Here is a 16,933-nt window from a genome sequence, read left to right on the forward strand (position 1 = left end):
CTCCTTTTGCGCTGCTTTATTTTTTCAGCAGAGCATCCTTTCCTATATCACGATGCTCCAGCCTGATTCCGTATTCTCTTGTTTCGATCAGCTTGTCATACAAAACCCGTGCCAGTGTTACAGAACGGTGTTTGCCCCCCGTACATCCGATTGCGATGACAAGACTTGTCTTGCCTTCTTTTGCATAATTCGGAATCAGGAATTTTATCATATCGTCAAGCTTTGCTGCAAACTGCCTTGCAATTTCATTATCCATTACATAATTGAACACGCCTTCATCCTGTCCCGTCAGCGGCCGAAGTTCGTCCACATAATATGGATTCGGCAGAAAGCGTACATCGAAGACAAGATCCGCATCTTCCGGTATGCCGTATTTAAATCCAAAGGACAGAACTGAGATCATCATATTGCTGAACTTACCATTCTCTACAAAAATATTGTTCAGCTCTTTTTTGAGCTCCCTTGTCAGAAGATGTGTTGTATCAATAATATAATCTGCTCTTTTTCTTAAGAATTCTGTTTTCTGGCGTTCCAGCCTTATACCGTCATCCACTCTTCCGGTAAGTGCAAGTGGATGGCTGCGTCTGGACTCTTTATAACGCTTCACAAGAACTTTGTCTTCTGCATCCAGAAAAAGGATTTCGAAAGTATTTCCTTCTGCTTTAAGTTTATCAAGCACCACTTCAAGTTCTTCCAGTGCCTTGCCGCTTCGTGCGTCAATTCCAATGGCTGCATTCTGCACATCTTCTTCCTGCGAACCGCTCATCAGCGAAACGAATTTCCCAACCAGTGCGATTGGAAGATTATCCACGCAGAAATAACGGGCATCTTCCAACATTTTCAGCGCCGTTGATTTACCTGCTCCGGAAAGTCCGGTCACTATTACAAGTCGCATATCTTATCTCCCGTCAAATTCGCCTAGAAATTTTACCTCCGGTTCAAGTTTTACGCCAAATTTCTCGTATACTATATCCGTCACATTTTTCATAAGCGTCACCACATCTTCCGCGGTTGCACCTCCGGCATTGATCACGAAACCGCAGTGCTTTTCAGACACCTGCGCACCGCCGACACGATAGCCGCGAAGATCACTGTCCATGATCAGTTTTCCGGCAAAGTAACCTTCCGGACGCTTAAATGTACTTCCTGCACTCGGATACTCTAGCGGCTGTTTCTCAATTCGCTGCGCGCTTAACTTTCTGCCAAGTGCGGTAATTTCTTCAATATTTCCTTCCTTAAGTGAAATTACTGCTTCCAGTACAATATACCCGGCAGTCTTTATGATACTGGTCCGATATCCAAGTTCCAGCTTATCTGCCGGTATCGTAAGAATCTCACCATCCTGATTCATCACAGTAACTTCTTTAAGGACATCTTTCATTTCACCACCATAGGCACCGGCGTTCATGGTCACAGCTCCGCCAAGCGTTCCCGGAATTCCTCCCGCAAACTCAAAACCGGTCAGAGATGACTTCCTTGCAGTTGCAGCAATTGTAGAAAGAAGTGAACCTGCCGCCGCCCGTATCTCTGTACCCTTCACTGTGATTTCTCCCAGATTACGGTCAAGCTGAATGATCACGCCACGATAGCCATGATCACTGACCAGCAGGTTGCTGCCGTTTCCAAGAATAAAATACGGGAGCTCTGCCTGACGGCACTGCCTGATCACCCATGCGATCTGCTCATAGGATTCCGGCATCACAAACATTTCTGCCGGTCCGCCGATCCGAAATGTCGTGTGATCACACATCGGTTCTTCAAAGCGAACACACTCGTCTCCGAGCTGTTGACAAAATCTCTGTTTTATTTTTTCATTCACAAATTGTGTCCTCTATCTTTCTTTTTTATTTTTTCCGTAAGAAGATCTTTCACCACTTCACTGGCAATCAACATGCCCGCCACACCCGGAATAAAAGAAATACTTCCCGGCTGTATATGCTCATGGTTTTCTTTCTGCCTTCCGATGCGCCGCTCCCTGTATGCCTTTTCTCTGGAACACAGCACCTTAACCTTACGGATATTTTTTTTGCGAAGTTCTGCACGAATAGCTTTTGCCAGAGGATCGTTACTGACTCTGGAAATATCTGCTATCTCAAGTCGTGCAGGGTTGATTTTATTATCTGTTGCAAGACAGGAGATCACCGGGACTTGGCAGTTTCCCGCCCGCTCTATCAAGAGCACTTTGGATGCCGATACATCCATGGCATCCACAATATAGTCAAAGGACTGCAGGTCAAACATTCCTGCAGTTTCTTCATTATAATATGTTTCATATGTGTGAACAAGAATATTCTCATCAATATCCCTGATATGTTCCTTGGCTGTCTGGACTTTCTTGCGTCCTACGGTAGACTGTCCCGCATATAGCTGTCTGTTGATATCAGACTGTACGATATCTTTATGGTCTACCAGTGTAAGGCTGCCTACTCCACAGCGTGCCAGAGCTTCCACTACATAAGAACCCGCACCGCCAATTCCAAAAACTGCAATTTTTGCGCTGCCAAGGCGGTTCACAGCTCTGGTTCCCATCAGAATCTCCATGCGAGAAAATGCATCATACATGTGCAAACCTCCCTATGACTTTCATATTATTTAAACTTTCTCTATCCCCACTCCGTTTAATTATACTATTCACGCAATCGAATGTACAGTTTTTCATATTTTTTTTAGAATTTGCGTATGATTTTCTGCAATTTCCATATAATATCCATCAATTCCCTCTGAAATAACATCTTGCCGAAAGGGGTGCGGTTATGTGGCAGCAGATTTTTCTGATTTTCACGGGCTTAAGTTCCGGTATCATCATTGCCGGTGGTGTCGTCGGTCTGATGATCGGTCTTTCTATCGTTCCACGCTACGCCGGAATCACGCACACCGCGGATCACATGCTGTTATACGAAGACCTGACCTTCCTCGGAGTTGCGCTCGGAAATCTTTTCTGTCTGTTTAAGCCTTCCCTTCCACTGGGGAATCTTTTTCTTATCTTATATGGTGTCTTTTCCGGTATTTTCCTGGGAAGCTGGATTCTTGCCCTTGCGGAAGTTGCCGATGTCTTCCCCGTTTTCTGCCGGAGGATCCACCTCACCCGCGGGCTTCCCGTCATTATCATTGCCATTGCCGCTGGAAAATTTACAGGATGCTTCCTTTTTTACTTTCTCAGATGGCAATAAGCCTTCTCATTATATGCATAAAACACAAAAAAGTCAAAAGAAATCCTGTCTTTTCTCAAATATTTTCATATATCCCAAAAATTTATCAGGAAAGGAATGATTTTATGAAACAACATGCAAACGGAAACAAAACCTATAAAGAAAATCAAAAAAATTACGTAAAATATGTAAACAGCATCACTCCCACACACAGTCTGCCTCTCAACATGATAAAAGCATTTCTGACCGGAGGACTGATCTGTGCGTTCGGGCAGCTTATTCTCAATACCGCCATGACAATCGGCGCAGACCGCGAAACCGCCGGCAACTGGTGCTCTTTACTCCTGATCCTGATCAGTGTCATCTTAACAGGATTAAATCTTTATTCCAAAATCGGCAAATTTGGGGGTGCCGGAGGACTTGTTCCCATTACCGGTTTCGCCAACTCTGTTGCTGCTTCCGCGATCGAATACCGTGCAGAAGGACAGGTCTTCGGCATCGGCTGTAAAATCTTTACGATTGCCGGCCCTGTCATTCTATATGGAATCTTAAGTTCCTGGATCCTCGGAGTCATCTATTTTATTTTTCAACTTGTGGAGGTGATGTAATGTCTGTCGGAAAGCAAACAGGAAAAGCAAGTATTTCTTTTACCGATCCGGTCTATATTCAGAGTACAGCCTCTGTCGTCGGGCCAAAAGAAGGAGACGGCCCGCTAAAAGAATATTTTGATATGATCTGTGAAGATTCCATGTTCGGCGAAAAGACATGGGAAAGCGCTGAAAGCACCATGCAAAAAGAAGCCGCCACACTCGCAATCGGGAAAGCCGGACTTACACCCCACGATATACGCATGGTATTTGCAGGTGATCTTCTCGCCCAGACAATTGCCTCCTCTTTCGGCATTGCAGAAATGGGCATCCCATTCTACGGGCTGTACGGTGCCTGTTCAACCATGGGTGAATCCTTATCCCTCGGTGCGATTGCTGTATCTGCCGGATACGGAGCGCATATCCTGTGCGCTACCTCCAGCCACTTCGCAACTGCCGAAAAAGAATTCCGTTTTCCTCTCGGTTACGGTTCCCAGCGTCCGCTTTCTGCCACCTGGACCGTGACCGGAAGCGGTGCCTGTGTCATCGGCGCAAAAGTCCCCTCTGCCAGTTCTTTCCCCGGAGCATCACCTCTTGTTCATGCAAACGGCTGTGCCGCTATCACCGGCATCACAACCGGAAAGGTGATTGATTTCGGTTTTCGCGATTCGCTCAACATGGGAGGCTGCATGGCGCCTGCGGCATGTGATACCATTTTTCGAAACCTCGAAGATTTTTCACGTTCCCCTGAAGACTACGATGCTATCATCACCGGTGACCTCGGCATGATCGGTCAGCACATTCTTCTTGATCTCCTTGCCGAAAAGGGAACAGATATCTCATCCGTACATCAGGACTGTGGCCTTCTGATCTATGACAATCAGGTACAGGATACTCATTCCGGAGGAAGCGGCTGTGGATGTGCAGCATCTGTTCTCACCGCATGGCTTCTGCCACGTATCGCCAGCGGAGAACTGAAACGGGTTTTATTTGTCCCGACCGGTGCCATGCTCTCAAAAGTAAGTTTTAATGAGGGTGCCCCCGTCTCCGGCATTGCGCACGGAATTATCCTCGAACACATTCCCACTCCATGCAAAGGAGGTAAAAGCTGATGGACTATTTTAATGCATTCTGGACCGGTGGCCTCATCTGTGCCCTTGTTCAGATTCTTCTGGATAAAACAAAACTGCTGCCCGGCCGCGTCATGGTTCTTCTCGTATGCAGTGGTGCCCTTTTAAGTTTTCTCGGGTTCTATCAGCCATTTGCAGATTTTGCCGGCGCCGGCGCCACGGTTCCGCTGCTCGGATTCGGACATACTTTATGGAAAGGTATGGCAAAAGCAATCTCCGAAGATGGATTTCTCGGACTGTTCACCGGTGGTTTTACTGCCTGCGCCCTCGGTGTCTCCGCAGCCCTGATCTTTTCATATTTATCCAGTATGATTTTCCGCCCACAGATGAAAGAATGAGGTGAATTTCATGAGTGATACCCTGTATATACAGACAGACATGAATATTCTTATAAAACATCCTCATGTCTATCTGCAGGACATTGCAAGACTTTCCTGCAGCAATTCCAAAGTCCTCAACCGCCTCCGGGTACTTCCCGTTGCCAACTTAAATCCGGATACTCCCGGGCGCTATACAATGTCTGTGATGGATCTTGTCGATCTGATTCAGAAAAAAGAACCGGATCTTGATATCACTCCTCTTGGAGAACTATCTTTTATCCTAACCTACCAGCCACCGGGAAAACCTCAGATGATTTTTGAAATCCTGAAAGTGGTTTTTATATCACTTGCATCCTTCTTCGGTGCTGCTTTTTCAATCATGACATTCAACACCGATGCCGATGTCGGAACACTTTTTAAGCAGATCTATCAGCAGGTAACCGGAAATGTCTCCAACGGATTTACAATACTGGAAATTTCCTATTCCATTGGGCTTGCTGCCGGTGTTCTTTTCTTCTTTAATCACTTCGGGAGAAAGAAGTTTTCTGCTGATCCCACGCCGATGCAGGTGCAGATGCGGCAGTATGAAGACAATGTAAATACCACACTCCTTGAAGAAAGCAGCAGGAAGGCATCTTCTTCCTGACCGGCATTTTGTAATTCCTTTGTATGATTCAAAATAATTTTGTTGCCTTCTCGCTTTTTTTCGTTTATAATGTACCATATTATCATTTTACAACGTTAAAGGAGCGAAAATATGAAAAAGTTATGGAACAAATGGACCGAAATTGCTCTGGTCAAAAGAATCCTTGTCGGACTTGTACTCGGAGCGATCCTTGGTCTCACAATCCCGGGAGCTACCGGTATCTCCATCCTCGGAGATGTCTTTGTAAGTGCTTTGAAAGCAATTGCACCTCTGCTGGTATTCTTTCTGGTTATCAGTTCTCTGTGTAACGCAGGAAACTCCCACGGCGGTGTTATCAAGACAGTTATCATACTTTACATGTTCAGTACCGTACTTGCCGCTGTCATCGCTGTATTTGCCAGCATGGCAATCCCGGTAAAACTTACACTGGCCACTGCCGCAGCTACAGACACAGCCGCACCACAGGGCATCGCTGAAGTGTTAAACAACCTTCTTTTAAATGTGGTTGCCAACCCGGTATCTTCCCTTGTAAATGCCAACTACGTCGGCATCCTTACGTGGGCGATTCTTCTCGGACTTGCATTCCGTGCAGCAAATGACATGACCAAAAATGTACTGAATGATATCGCAAACGGAACATCTACTGTTGTTTCCTGGATCATCAACATGGCTCCGTTCGGTATCTTCGGTCTTGTATTCAACACTGTATCCACAAACGGTCTGGAGATCTTCACTACTTACGGAAAATTGCTTGCTTTGCTGGTAGGATGTATGCTCTTTATCTACTTTGTGACTAACCCGCTTTTGGTTTACTGGTGTATCCGCCAGAATCCATACCCGCTGATCTTCCACTGTCTGAAGAGAAGTGCGCTGACCGCATTCTTCACCAGAAGTTCTGCTGCCAACATTCCTGTCAATATGAAGGTCTGTGAAGAGATGGGACTTGACCGTGATACTTATTCTGTAACGATTCCGCTTGGTGCTACAATCAACATGGATGGTGCAGCAATCACGATCACCGTCATGACCATGGCAACAGCCTTTACACTTGGTATCCACGTAGATATCCCGACCGCAATCATCTTAAGCCTTCTTGCAGCACTGTCTGCATGTGGTGCATCCGGTGTTGCCGGCGGATCTCTGCTTCTGATCCCGATGGCATGCTCCCTGTTTGGTATTTCTGATGACATTTCCATGCAGGTCGTTGCAGTAGGATTCATCATCGGTGTTATTCAGGACTCTGTAGAAACAGCCCTGAACTCTTCTTCTGACCTTCTTCTGTCAGCATCTGCTGAATTCAGACAGTGGCGTCTGGAAGGAAAAGAGATCAAATTCAAATAATCGTACGCAGACGGTTCAGAATTTTCTTCTCCATCCGCGAGATCTGAACCTGTGATACGCCGAATTCATCTGCTGTTTCCATCTGAGTCATCTCCCGGAAATAGCGCATGTAAAGAAGCTTTCTTTCCTCCGCGTTCAGACTTTTGAGAAGCTCTTCAAGAAAGATCTTGTTCAGAAGTCTGTCGTGGAGGTTTTCTTTTTCCGGGATCTTATCCAGAAGTCTCAGTTCATTTCCCTCCCCCTGATAAATGATCTGATAAATAGATTCCACATCATTTGCCGCATCCATTGTCATTGCCAGTTCTTCCGGCAGCATCTGCACACTCTCTGCCAGTTCCTTAAGCGTTGGTTCCCTCCCCAGTGTTTTTTCCAGCTCTTCTCTTTTTCGCCCAATGCGATACTGATTCTCCTTAATAGATCTGCTAACCTTCAGGATCCCGTCATCCCGCAGGAAACGTTTGATCTCTCCGATGATCATTGGGATAATGTATTATAGTGGAAATTTTGAAATTTCCTTTATCCAATAGGGTAATTATCTTGAATAAGATATATGAAATTTTACACGCAAGAAGATATATCCCCTTGCGATGTATTAACTATAGAAATGTAATTTACTGTAGTGTCAAAAGATCATTATACTCAATTTCAACATAATCATTCGATATTTTAATCTTTTTGATATATTCACGTACAGTCTTCTGTCTTTCATTGAAAGACATGAACTCCCAGCTGTCAGCAACACTTTTGAATGCTTTAGCTCTTGCTGTCATATCTTTAGCTCTGGTGTTCTTTAATGTGTACTGTTCTATCTGTGTATTCAGATTTTCCAGTTCTTTATTGATCTCACCAATTGTCTCCAGCAGGACACTATTATTGGTATCGGATGCATATAAATTATACAGGGATTTCAGCTTACCTTCAAGAACTGATTTTCTCTGGTTCATAGCTTCAAATCCTTTTTGATTTTGCTGTTCTGATTTTTCCTCGATTACCTCATACTCCTTTGATAATTTCAGCATATCACTAACAACAACATCTTCAACTTCAGCTGCATCCAATTTTCCGTTCTGGCAATTTGGATTCTTAACCAAGTGCGGTTTACTATGGTCTAATGAGTAACAGTAAATCATCACTCTTCCACCGCTCCATTTTTGATAACGCATCTTTGCCCCACATAATCCACAATATATTAACCCAGTAAGTAAATACTGTGATTTATGAGAAGTTGCTCTCGTTCTTGTTTTTCGCAATTCCTGAACTTCATCAAACAGTTTTTTATCAACTATCGGCTCGTGAAGACCATCAACGATTTCCTTATTATATTTGAGCTTTCCAATGTATGTCACTCTGGATAACATATCGGACACTTGTTTGTCTCCTTTTAAATCGAACATCTTTGCCAGTGCATACGTGGAATAGCCTTCCTTATATAATTCAAAAATCTTTCTGACTGTTTCAGCATCTTTATTTGGCACAAGAACGTCATCACCGTTATTATAGTCATAACCAAATGGTGGTTTCGTCCCTCTCCATTTTCCGGTTTTGATTCTCTCTGTAATTCCCATCTGTGTACGTTCACGAATATTTTCACGTTCATACTGAGCAAATACAGATAAGATACCTACCATTGCTTTTCCATATGGTGTTGTTGTATCAAAGTTCTCATTTAAAGAAATAAATCCAACATCATTTGCTTCAAACACATCTTCCAGAAGATAAATCGTATCTTTCTGACTTCTGGACAAACGATCAAGTTTAACAACTACAACTGATTCCACTTTGCCCTCTTGAATTTCTTTAATAAGACGTTTCATCTCCGGTCGATTCAGATTGCTTCCTGAATAGCCACCATCAATATACAGATCATAATTATCAATCTCCTGATAATTACAATACTTTTCAAGCTTCTCTGTCTGAGCACCTACTGAATATCCTTCTTCAAACTGAAAATTTGTAGAAACTCTGATATACAATCCTGTTTTTTTATTATTTGAGGTATTCTTTCCAATTCTTATGTTTCTCACCTCGCTCTTTCCTCCTCTCACGTATACTATACCATCCTTCCAGAAAAATTTCAACTTATTTTATTTCTCTAAGTATGTTATACGAAATTTCTTCTTTCAGCTGCATCGACTTTAATATTATCAACTGCTCCCATCTCTTTATTCATCTGATATAAGATCTGACGAACTACCGGGGAATCCAATTTGAATCTTTCTAAATCTTTATCTTCGATCACATTACCATTTGCATCATATCTTCTTACAATTTTTAATGCCATCGCAATCCCTCCCTTTATAAATCATATTCAATCGTCTCTAAAAAATCACCAGAACCGCTCGTCCTGTATTGTCATTCTTTTGTGTTATCTACATTTTATAACGTCGTTTTCTGTTGAATTGTCGAAAGCAGGAATATCATTGCTCGCTTTCGTTCATTCCCATTTGAATCCGTACTGCTTTCAGTACCCGATCCAAACTCCACTTATTTACTCTTCCGCATTTCTCAATAATGCATTTTGTAGAAATGCTCATAACCTGTTCAGCCAATGCCAGGCTTCCTTTTCGGATCCCTGTCATATCGTATTTACTGATAAATACATGTGTTGGTAAATACCGCTTCTTATATATTCTTGATGTCATCGGAACTACTGTAATGACTGAACTGTATGTATTGGCTTTGTTGTTACTTACTACGATCACCGGTCTTACTCCACCCTGAACCGAAGTTGTCGGGAACATACCGAGATCCGCCCATAAGATATCTCCTCTTCGAATCGTCACTTGTCATCTCTCCAATCTTTTTAATTTGTAAAGCATTCATAGCGCTATAGTGGCTCCACAGGAATACGGCAGAGTTCCTTTCCAAGATGGAAAGCTCTGCCGCATAACCTCTATAGCCAATTTGATTATTAAACAGTGCTCGCTCGATTCTATTTATCCTCGATACCCCGAATCGTTACTCCTGCATCTGCAGGAAGGGAATAATAACCTGCCCGGATGCTATACTCCGGACCACAACCCAAAAGCTCTCGTTTCCAGGCTCTGGCAGTTCATAGGTTTACCAGTTACAGACTTCTCAGGGTCTGCAAGTGTATCGCATCTCACACATGTCATCGCATCACCAGCCTGCCGACTGGCTTTGGTCAGTGCTTTTTCGCAGCATTATTGACTCTAAATAGTTTCTTACGTCTTATAATCCTATAGCGGCATCTTCCTCGTGCTCACTGTATGAAATGTCACGTCAGTTATTATTGGATATTCAGTTATCATGGTGCATTTTAGGGAGTCCTTAAAGCTCCTCTAATTACTAAAGTCAAATAACTTCGGCAGATGCAAAAAAATTTCCGAAATTTTTTAAAAAATTTTTTTCATATACATTTCACGCATTTTATTAAGGATCGTTTTCAGCTTGTAAGCTAATACCTGTCTGGAAATCCCCATAATCTCTGCCATCTGTGTCTGTGTCTTGTTTTCAAAGAAAATGCCGTAAATAATCATGCGTTCCTCGGTATTCAGCTGATCGATCACTTTATGAATATCCTGCTGTTCCATTTTCGTCAGTACACTGTGCTCCACGTCACAATTCAGATCCGGGAACTCTTCAATCATGAATCCTTCCCCATCAATGGACTGTCCACTGTAAGGTACTTCCCGCAGCATCTTATCCACGACTTCCCCCAGTTCGTTCTTAATCTCAACTTTTTTTGCCTTGCTACTTCTGTAAAAATTGTTCATCGCATACGCAACTTCTCTTGTAATCTCGATCATTTCTCCATCAATATTTGCGTAGTACTTTCCGTCATAAAAATATGGGTGTTCAATATACATATCCGTTCCTCCTGAATTTGAAATCTTGTTGCTCGTTTCAAATCCAGAAGGCGGACCTCTGTTTAGGATCATGCCTGCTCCGCCTTTATCCTGCCGGGACATACCCGCAGTTATTGGCTGAAAAATTCAGGCACAAAAAAAAGCCCCAGTAGTTTTTTCTTAACTACTGAGACTTTCGTCTCTTTCTTGTATTCAGTTATCTATGCCCTCTTTCATCAGCATAATCATTGTATCAGGATAAAGTTCACAAAGTATCCGCAATACGTTCCCATAAGTTCATGTCATTATTAGAATCGTACATATTTCAGTGTAAAAAGTTCACTGTGTTATTCTTCTACTTCTTTTCCATCTATATATATTTGAAATTTATCAGGATTATTGACAACATCATAGTCCTTTCCATATTCTACAGGTCTGTATTCGGCTGTCATTACCGATTCCCCGTCTTCAATATCCTCTTTCCATAAATAGATGTTCATATCAAGGCTCGTCGCATATCCCCTGTCTGTAGAGAATTTTGTCGAATGAAAAGAATCATCCTTGTACATCTGCAAAAGTTCTCTTGCAAACGCTTCCCTATCCTCAATATTTTCCCGATTAGCGACCACAGTTAAATTTTCATCCCGATTTATGGAAAATGTTCCTACTACATCCGGTTCACCTCTCTTATGACCGGATTCAGTTTTCCCATAAATACTTCCTGCAGCAATTATCAAGATCACTGCTCCTGTTATCACTGCAATTATCTTTTTCTTCATATTTTCATTAATTTCCTTTTAATTGTTTTACTGCGTAATTGATTACTTCTTCCGGTGTGGGTCTGTCTCCTTTAAGTGTCATTTTCTTCCATTTTTCCTGCACAGCTGGATCAGGATTATCAAAGCCTGCATCTATGGCTATCTGCATTTCTCTTCGTACTTCTTCTGGTGTTGTGTTGTACTTTTCTGCAATCTTCTCATAAATAGTTTTCTCTCTCATTCATTTTCCTCCAATATAAAAAGAATTACATCTTGTTCTATGGAACTAATTTAGCATATTTCTATCGTCATGAAAAGACACTTTTCAACTTAAAGCTGGATAAAGGGGCAAAAAAAGAAGAGCTACTTGCTCTTCCCAGTTTTGTCATATTATTCTTCCAATAATGTATGGATTACTTTGATAATTTTTTTCTGCTCTTTGATCGGAAGTTTTTCTATTTTCTCTGCCAGCTCATTGGTAACACCTGTAACTGAATGTGCCACAACATCAATCAAAAGAGTATCTGCAGAAACATCTAATGCATTTGCAATTGCAACAAAGGTATCCAATTTTGTAACTTTCAAGCCTCTCTCTATTACACTCACATGCGTCGGACTTAAATGTACTAATGCAGCCAGTTCCTCTTGCGTGAGATTTTTTGCTTCTCGTGCTGATTTGATTCGCTGTCCTACTGCTTTCAAATCCATCGTAACACCTCCTCCAGAACGAATAATCGTTCTGAATTTAGTATACTTGTGAATATCTTAAATATACAGAATCGCAAAACCAAGTTCTAATTCTATAGAACTATATTTCAAGATTTTCTTTGCATATTCGTAAAAAAGCGTTATGATAGAATCAGTTAAATCAAAGGAGGTATCAAATCATGAAATCGCATAAATACTGGTCCCTCGGAGCACTTTTCTGTATGTTGGGATGCATTTATTCTGGAATCAGAAAATCTATGACTGCACATAAATATTTTGCCTATTCTTCATTGCTTTGTATGGGCATGTCCATTTATTCCGGTCACAAACTGGTTTCTCCAAAGAAGAAAAAAATCACTGAATCAAATAATAGTGAGAATAGTTAAACAAAATCTCCTTATCATCATCACACTAACTGGCGGTCTTTCAGACCAGTTCGCTTTCCCCATGATTTTGATGGGAAGCAATTACTTACTACAACTTGCAGAAGCGGATATCCAAAAGGCATTGTGGGAGCTGCCTTTGCTGACCGGAATCCATCTTCTTATGTAAAACCTACAGGAATATAAAGGGAAAGTGACTATCCCTGCCGGTTAATAATCCAAATAATATCGTCTATACCAATCTCTCCTTATGCTGTTTTTCTCTCCATAAACCATTTATCCACTTCATAAAACAAATGGCTTTCCTGTCCCTGTATCATACAGGTATACATCATTCCTACACCGCCTGCCTTTCTGCTGGCACATCGCTCAATTTTCAAAATTCTGTCAATGTTATATTTTCTTCCATCTTCCCAGGTGAAAAATATAGGAACCAGTTTTCCGTCTTTCCGAAACTCTGCCACTACATCTACATACACTTTATTCATACCGACACCTCACTATAAGATCTCTATTGCTCTTGGCGATGCCGGAATCCTTCGGATATATCCGTTTTGTTCCAACTGCTTAATTCTGGAAAAAGCAGATGACGTTGATCTTACTCCGATCAGTTTTCCAAATTCCCGAACTGTCGGCGGATATCCATGCTCCTTCGTATAATTCAAAATGCACTGATAGCTTTCTTCCTGTTTTCTGGTTAATGTCTGTTTCAAATTTATCCCTCCCATTATCCATGAAAATAACTGTGTGGATGAACTGTATGTGTACCAGCGTCCAAGTGGGATAAGACTTTATCCTGATACATAACTGCTCTCTGTATACTGAAATAACCAAACCGTCGTCTGATCTCATCTACAGTGCGATCCATCTTTTCCAATTTTTCCTGTTTCTCTTGATTACCAAAAAGTTCCAACTGGACGGGAATATCATCCAACACAAGATCTACTGCTCGAATACCAAGGCTTCTGATTGGATGCTCCCATTTATAATAATCCTTAAACAATTGAAATGCTGCTGTAACAATCTCATCTGTTATATTTGTTGGATGATGTAATTGTTTCTGCCTCGAAAAACGAAACAAGCCATTGTCTCGGACCGTAATTTCTATCGTTTTGCATTTAAAACCATGTTTTCTTAATCTTGCTGCAACGCTTTCTGCCAGTGCCATCTGAATGATCCAGACATCCAGATCATCTTCTAAATCTCTTGGAGTTGTGGTACTATTACCAATTGACTTCACCGGAGCTGTATACCCATCTTTGCAAACTGGATCATCGTCCCAGCCATTTGCAAATGACCATAACACAATTCCCATCTTTCCAAAATGGCTTTCTAACATTGCTTCATCACTTTCTGCAAGTTCCCCAATGGTTCGAATCCCCAGCTTCTGAAGTTTCTTCCGAGTCTGTCTTCCAACATAAAGCAGATCCGATGCAGGAAGCTGCCAAATCATACTTTTATAATTCTCCCGGTTAAACTCTGTAATCGCATCTGGCTTTTTGTAATCTGAACCAAGTTTCGCATAAATCTTATTCCAGGAAATTCCAATACTTACCGTTACACCCAGTTCGTATTTAATCCGATGGCTGATTTCTCTTGCAATCGTTATTCCGCTTCCTTTCAGATTTCTACTGTCTGATACATCCAGCCAGGCTTCATCAATCCCATATGGCTCGATCTTGTCCGTATACTCCGAATAGATTTCTCTTGCCATCTGTGAAAATCTCAAATACAAGTCCATCCGTGGTGGCACAAAAATGATTTCCGGACAAATCTGTTTTGCCTGCCATAATGCCATTCCGGTCTTTACACCTTTTCGCTTTGCAATATAATTTGCTGTCAGCACAATTCCATGTCTGGCTTCCGGATCACCGCCAACTGCAAGAGGCATTCCGGCAAATTCCGGGTGATGCAGCATTTCCACACTTGCATAAAATGAATTCATGTCGCTATGAAGAATTGTCCTGTCTCCCATTAACTCCACCACCTTCTCTCTGTTTGGTTTATTGTCTTATCAATTTCTGTATGCTTAGTATATATCTCCGTATTGGAGATAGTCAAGCGACATCTTGGTCGTATTATCTCCTTTTCGGAGATTTTTCTTGATTTTTGATTTTATTCGGGTTATAATGCATATAGAAAAATCAAAAAGAAATGAGGCGAACATATGCGTGCTTTCGGAGAAGTATTAGTAGAAAACAGAAAAAGGAAAGGCTACTCCCAGGCGGATCTGGTGGACTTACTTGCTCAGGAAGGAATTGAAGTTACTACGAAAGCAGTCTCCAAATGGGAGAATCTAACAAGAGAACCCTCCTTACACACAATCCTGACAGTTTGTCAGATTTTAGATATTGAAGATATATACGAAGAATTTTTAGGTGAAAATCCATTTGATCATGTCATGGAAAATTTGAATGAAGACGGCAAAGCTAAGATTATTGAATTTGCCAATCTTCTGCGGGCGTCCAGAAAGTATCTTCCGCATAGAGCCGATATCATTCCATTTGAAAATTATCAGCCGATTGCAGTAGAGCCAGCTTCTGCCGGTACTGGAAATTATATTGAAGACAGTGTAAAAGAAAGTTACAATGTCGGTCATCTCGCACCTGAAAAGACGGATTTTGGAATCCGTATATCTGGTGACAGTATGGAACCAATGTATCATACCGGAGATGTTGCATGGGTTCATAAACAAGACAGTATCTCCAACGGTGAAATCGGTATCTTCTATCTCAATGGCAATACCTATATCAAAGAGCTACATGACGGTCCGGATGGAGTTTATCTGGTTTCATTGAATGAAAAGTATCATCCAATCCAGATTTATGAATCTGATTCTTTTAAAATCTTTGGGAAAGTAATCGGAAAATGCAAAGGAGCAGAAATCCCTGGTTTTCATTAAAGATCAACTGCAGACTTCTAGCCTGCTCTTGCTGAAAATAATAAAGGAAGTGATAAAATGGCAATTAACAACACACTTAAAGATATCCGTGAAGAACGAAATCTCGTTCAGGCAGATCTTGCAAAAGCTGTCGGTTCTTGCAGTGATACCATCGGACGCATTGAGCGTGGTGAGCGAAATGCCTCTCTCGAAATTGCAATCCGTCTGGCACATTATCTGAAAATGCCAGTAGAAGAGATTTTTCAAATTGAAGACTGAACCGCAAATATCAGAAAACCGAGGACTGTTCCCCGGTTTTTCTTTTTCGCTAAACTATTTAGAGTCCTTTTACAAACTCAACTGCATTTTTTATATCTTTTCCATCTGGATGTCCTTTTGCTATACCACCCACCAGTTTAAATGGGCCAAATGTGTCATAGCCCTTGCATCCGAATTTTCCGATTGCTGTAGAATGCTTCTTGCCCAAAATCTGCTCTATGGATTTATAATTCGCACTTCCACCATAAGTACAGATCAGAAATACCCCTTTGTCGTCCGGTAGATTCTTCTCTGCAAATCCCAATATCGACTGATGAAATTTTGAAAAATAGATTCCTGATGCAAACCCAATCGTATCATAACTGCTCAGATCTGCATCTGGCTGTTTTACAGCATCAATCAAATCAACCTGACACTCTTCTGCAATGCTCTTTACTAATTTCTCTGTGTTTCCATGATGCACAGATGAATATACGATTACCTTTCTCATCATTCTTCCTTTCCTCTATTCCCATCAATCATATCATAGCTCATATCCAAAAAATCTAATGTCTTTGCTTCACTTACTGAACCATCCAGTAAAATTGTGATCCAGTGCTGTTTGTTCATATGGTATCCTGGCAAAAATCCAAAGGTCTGAATAATCATACTTGTCATTTCCGGATCACATTTTACATCCATAATATCGACAAATTCATTTCCTTCTAATCCTAGTTTGCATTTTTCAACGCTCATGACCACAGCATACCATTTTCCATTCTTATGTCGCAACACAGCATTATCTGGTGATTGTGCCCATAAATACTCCGGCATCGTACCATACTGTTTCTTCACATATTCAAAAATTTCTTCTTTCTTCACAATCTATTCAACTCCTGATTCTCCTGATATCCTGCCCATAATCATACCATATTTTCACTTCCCGTGCTACCTGCCAAATTC

The 16,933-nt window shown here is 41.6% G+C and carries 25 protein-coding genes; 9 read left to right on the forward strand and 16 right to left on the reverse strand.

Features of this window, described 5'->3' with window-relative positions:
* Positions 1-16: 16 nt before the first annotated feature.
* Genes rapZ through DWW86_RS09595 form a run of 3 tightly spaced genes read right to left on the reverse strand, consistent with a single transcriptional unit; the run spans position 17 to position 2,562 of the window.
* Positions 17-895, reverse strand: coding sequence for an RNase adapter RapZ (rapZ, locus tag DWW86_RS09585; protein WP_072521756.1), 879 nt, complete (start codon positions 893-895; stop codon positions 17-19).
* 3 nt (positions 896-898) lie between these two features.
* Positions 899-1,819, reverse strand: a complete 921-nt coding sequence (gene murB / locus DWW86_RS09590; protein WP_117942934.1) for a UDP-N-acetylmuramate dehydrogenase — start codon at positions 1,817-1,819, stop codon at positions 899-901.
* Positions 1,816-2,562: a tRNA threonylcarbamoyladenosine dehydratase gene (locus tag DWW86_RS09595; RefSeq protein ID WP_072521758.1), complete on the reverse strand. Its 747-nt coding sequence runs from the start codon at positions 2,560-2,562 to the stop codon at positions 1,816-1,818. The genes murB and DWW86_RS09595 overlap by 4 nt, the downstream gene beginning before the upstream one ends.
* 191 nt (positions 2,563-2,753) lie before the next feature.
* Here DWW86_RS09595 and DWW86_RS09600 point away from each other — a divergent pair, with 191 nt between their 5' ends.
* The 6 genes from DWW86_RS09600 to sstT all read left to right on the forward strand — a co-directional run bounded on the left by DWW86_RS09600 (position 2,754) and on the right by sstT (position 7,173).
* Complete coding sequence (locus DWW86_RS09600; RefSeq protein ID WP_117942935.1) at positions 2,754-3,170, forward strand: stage V sporulation protein AB; 417 nt, start codon at positions 2,754-2,756, stop codon at positions 3,168-3,170.
* 104 nt (positions 3,171-3,274) lie between these two features.
* Positions 3,275-3,757 carry a SpoVA/SpoVAEb family sporulation membrane protein gene (locus DWW86_RS09605; protein WP_072523366.1) on the forward strand — a complete coding sequence of 161 codons (483 nt, stop codon included), beginning with the start codon at positions 3,275-3,277 and terminating at the stop codon, positions 3,755-3,757.
* A complete protein-coding gene (locus DWW86_RS09610; RefSeq protein WP_072521760.1) occupies positions 3,757-4,848 on the forward strand; it encodes a stage V sporulation protein AD in 1,092 nt (363 codons plus the stop codon). Before DWW86_RS09605 ends, DWW86_RS09610 begins: the two co-directional genes overlap by 1 nt.
* Complete coding sequence (locus tag DWW86_RS09615) at positions 4,848-5,204, forward strand: SpoVA/SpoVAEb family sporulation membrane protein (RefSeq protein ID WP_072521761.1); 357 nt, start codon at positions 4,848-4,850, stop codon at positions 5,202-5,204. The genes DWW86_RS09610 and DWW86_RS09615 overlap by 1 nt, the downstream gene beginning before the upstream one ends.
* Before the next feature lie 10 nt (positions 5,205-5,214).
* Positions 5,215-5,832 carry a stage V sporulation protein AA gene (locus DWW86_RS09620; protein WP_072521762.1) on the forward strand — a complete coding sequence of 206 codons (618 nt, stop codon included), beginning with the start codon at positions 5,215-5,217 and terminating at the stop codon, positions 5,830-5,832.
* 111 nt (positions 5,833-5,943) lie between these two features.
* Entirely contained in the window at positions 5,944-7,173 is a 1,230-nt protein-coding gene (gene sstT, locus DWW86_RS09625) for a serine/threonine transporter SstT (protein WP_117942936.1), read from the forward strand.
* Here sstT and DWW86_RS09630 read toward each other — a convergent pair.
* The 8 genes from DWW86_RS09630 to DWW86_RS09670 form a co-directional block, all read right to left on the reverse strand.
* Positions 7,166-7,651, reverse strand: a complete 486-nt coding sequence (locus DWW86_RS09630) for a sigma-70 family RNA polymerase sigma factor (protein WP_286187695.1) — start codon at positions 7,649-7,651, stop codon at positions 7,166-7,168. The two genes, sstT and DWW86_RS09630, sit on opposite strands and share 8 nt — an antisense overlap.
* A gap of 133 nt (positions 7,652-7,784) precedes the next feature.
* Positions 7,785-9,197 carry a recombinase family protein gene (locus DWW86_RS09635; protein ID WP_055057334.1) on the reverse strand — a complete coding sequence of 471 codons (1,413 nt, stop codon included), beginning with the start codon at positions 9,195-9,197 and terminating at the stop codon, positions 7,785-7,787.
* Positions 9,198-9,274: 77 nt separating this feature from the next.
* Positions 9,275-9,454 (reverse strand): hypothetical protein, encoded by a 180-nt coding sequence (locus DWW86_RS09640; RefSeq protein WP_117942937.1) that lies wholly within the window; start codon positions 9,452-9,454, stop codon positions 9,275-9,277.
* Between the two features lie 136 nt (positions 9,455-9,590).
* Positions 9,591-9,956 carry a type II toxin-antitoxin system PemK/MazF family toxin gene (locus DWW86_RS09645; RefSeq protein ID WP_117942938.1) on the reverse strand — a complete coding sequence of 122 codons (366 nt, stop codon included), beginning with the start codon at positions 9,954-9,956 and terminating at the stop codon, positions 9,591-9,593.
* A 573-nt stretch (positions 9,957-10,529) separates the two neighbouring features.
* On the reverse strand, positions 10,530-11,003 hold the full coding sequence (locus tag DWW86_RS09655) for a sigma factor-like helix-turn-helix DNA-binding protein (protein ID WP_172590466.1): 474 nt from the start codon (positions 11,001-11,003) through the stop codon (positions 10,530-10,532).
* A 326-nt stretch (positions 11,004-11,329) separates the two neighbouring features.
* The gene (locus DWW86_RS09660; RefSeq protein ID WP_054335625.1) at positions 11,330-11,761 is read right to left on the reverse strand and encodes a hypothetical protein; all 432 of its coding nucleotides are present in this window, start codon (positions 11,759-11,761) and stop codon (positions 11,330-11,332) included.
* 7 nt (positions 11,762-11,768) lie between these two features.
* Positions 11,769-11,981 (reverse strand): sporulation initiation factor Spo0A C-terminal domain-containing protein, encoded by a 213-nt coding sequence (locus tag DWW86_RS09665; protein ID WP_054335624.1) that lies wholly within the window; start codon positions 11,979-11,981, stop codon positions 11,769-11,771.
* A 149-nt stretch (positions 11,982-12,130) separates the two neighbouring features.
* Complete coding sequence (locus DWW86_RS09670; protein ID WP_054335623.1) at positions 12,131-12,448, reverse strand: helix-turn-helix domain-containing protein; 318 nt, start codon at positions 12,446-12,448, stop codon at positions 12,131-12,133.
* Between the two features lie 179 nt (positions 12,449-12,627).
* Here DWW86_RS09670 and DWW86_RS09675 point away from each other — a divergent pair, with 179 nt between their 5' ends.
* Positions 12,628-12,834, forward strand: coding sequence for a DUF6219 family protein (locus DWW86_RS09675; protein WP_054752894.1), 207 nt, complete (start codon positions 12,628-12,630; stop codon positions 12,832-12,834).
* Positions 12,835-13,079: 245 nt separating this feature from the next.
* Here DWW86_RS09675 and DWW86_RS09685 read toward each other — a convergent pair whose 3' ends face one another.
* The 3 genes from DWW86_RS09685 to dinB are packed head-to-tail and all read right to left on the reverse strand — an operon-like array spanning position 13,080 to position 14,806.
* Positions 13,080-13,319 (reverse strand): hypothetical protein, encoded by a 240-nt coding sequence (locus tag DWW86_RS09685; RefSeq protein ID WP_054335621.1) that lies wholly within the window; start codon positions 13,317-13,319, stop codon positions 13,080-13,082.
* 12 nt (positions 13,320-13,331) lie between these two features.
* Complete coding sequence (locus DWW86_RS09690) at positions 13,332-13,544, reverse strand: LexA family protein (protein WP_117457280.1); 213 nt, start codon at positions 13,542-13,544, stop codon at positions 13,332-13,334.
* Positions 13,545-13,558: 14 nt separating this feature from the next.
* Positions 13,559-14,806 (reverse strand): DNA polymerase IV, encoded by a 1,248-nt coding sequence (gene dinB, locus DWW86_RS09695; RefSeq protein ID WP_117942940.1) that lies wholly within the window; start codon positions 14,804-14,806, stop codon positions 13,559-13,561.
* Positions 14,807-14,998: 192 nt separating this feature from the next.
* On the opposite strand from dinB, the gene DWW86_RS09700 reads away from it, so the two are divergent.
* The gene (locus DWW86_RS09700) at positions 14,999-15,733 is read left to right on the forward strand and encodes an XRE family transcriptional regulator (RefSeq protein WP_117457278.1); all 735 of its coding nucleotides are present in this window, start codon (positions 14,999-15,001) and stop codon (positions 15,731-15,733) included.
* A 57-nt stretch (positions 15,734-15,790) separates the two neighbouring features.
* On the forward strand, positions 15,791-15,991 hold the full coding sequence (locus DWW86_RS09705) for a helix-turn-helix transcriptional regulator (RefSeq protein WP_054335619.1): 201 nt from the start codon (positions 15,791-15,793) through the stop codon (positions 15,989-15,991).
* Positions 15,992-16,049: 58 nt separating this feature from the next.
* Here DWW86_RS09705 and DWW86_RS09710 read toward each other — a convergent pair whose 3' ends face one another.
* On the reverse strand, positions 16,050-16,484 hold the full coding sequence (locus DWW86_RS09710) for a flavodoxin family protein (protein WP_217256255.1): 435 nt from the start codon (positions 16,482-16,484) through the stop codon (positions 16,050-16,052).
* Positions 16,481-16,852: an MmcQ/YjbR family DNA-binding protein gene (locus DWW86_RS09715; RefSeq protein WP_054335618.1), complete on the reverse strand. Its 372-nt coding sequence runs from the start codon at positions 16,850-16,852 to the stop codon at positions 16,481-16,483. The genes DWW86_RS09710 and DWW86_RS09715 overlap by 4 nt, the downstream gene beginning before the upstream one ends.
* Positions 16,853-16,933 lie beyond the last annotated feature (81 nt).

The organism is Ruminococcus sp. AF17-22AC, assembly GCF_003460065.1.
In the GTDB taxonomy this organism is placed as follows: Bacteria; Bacillota; Clostridia; order Lachnospirales; family Lachnospiraceae; genus Blautia_A.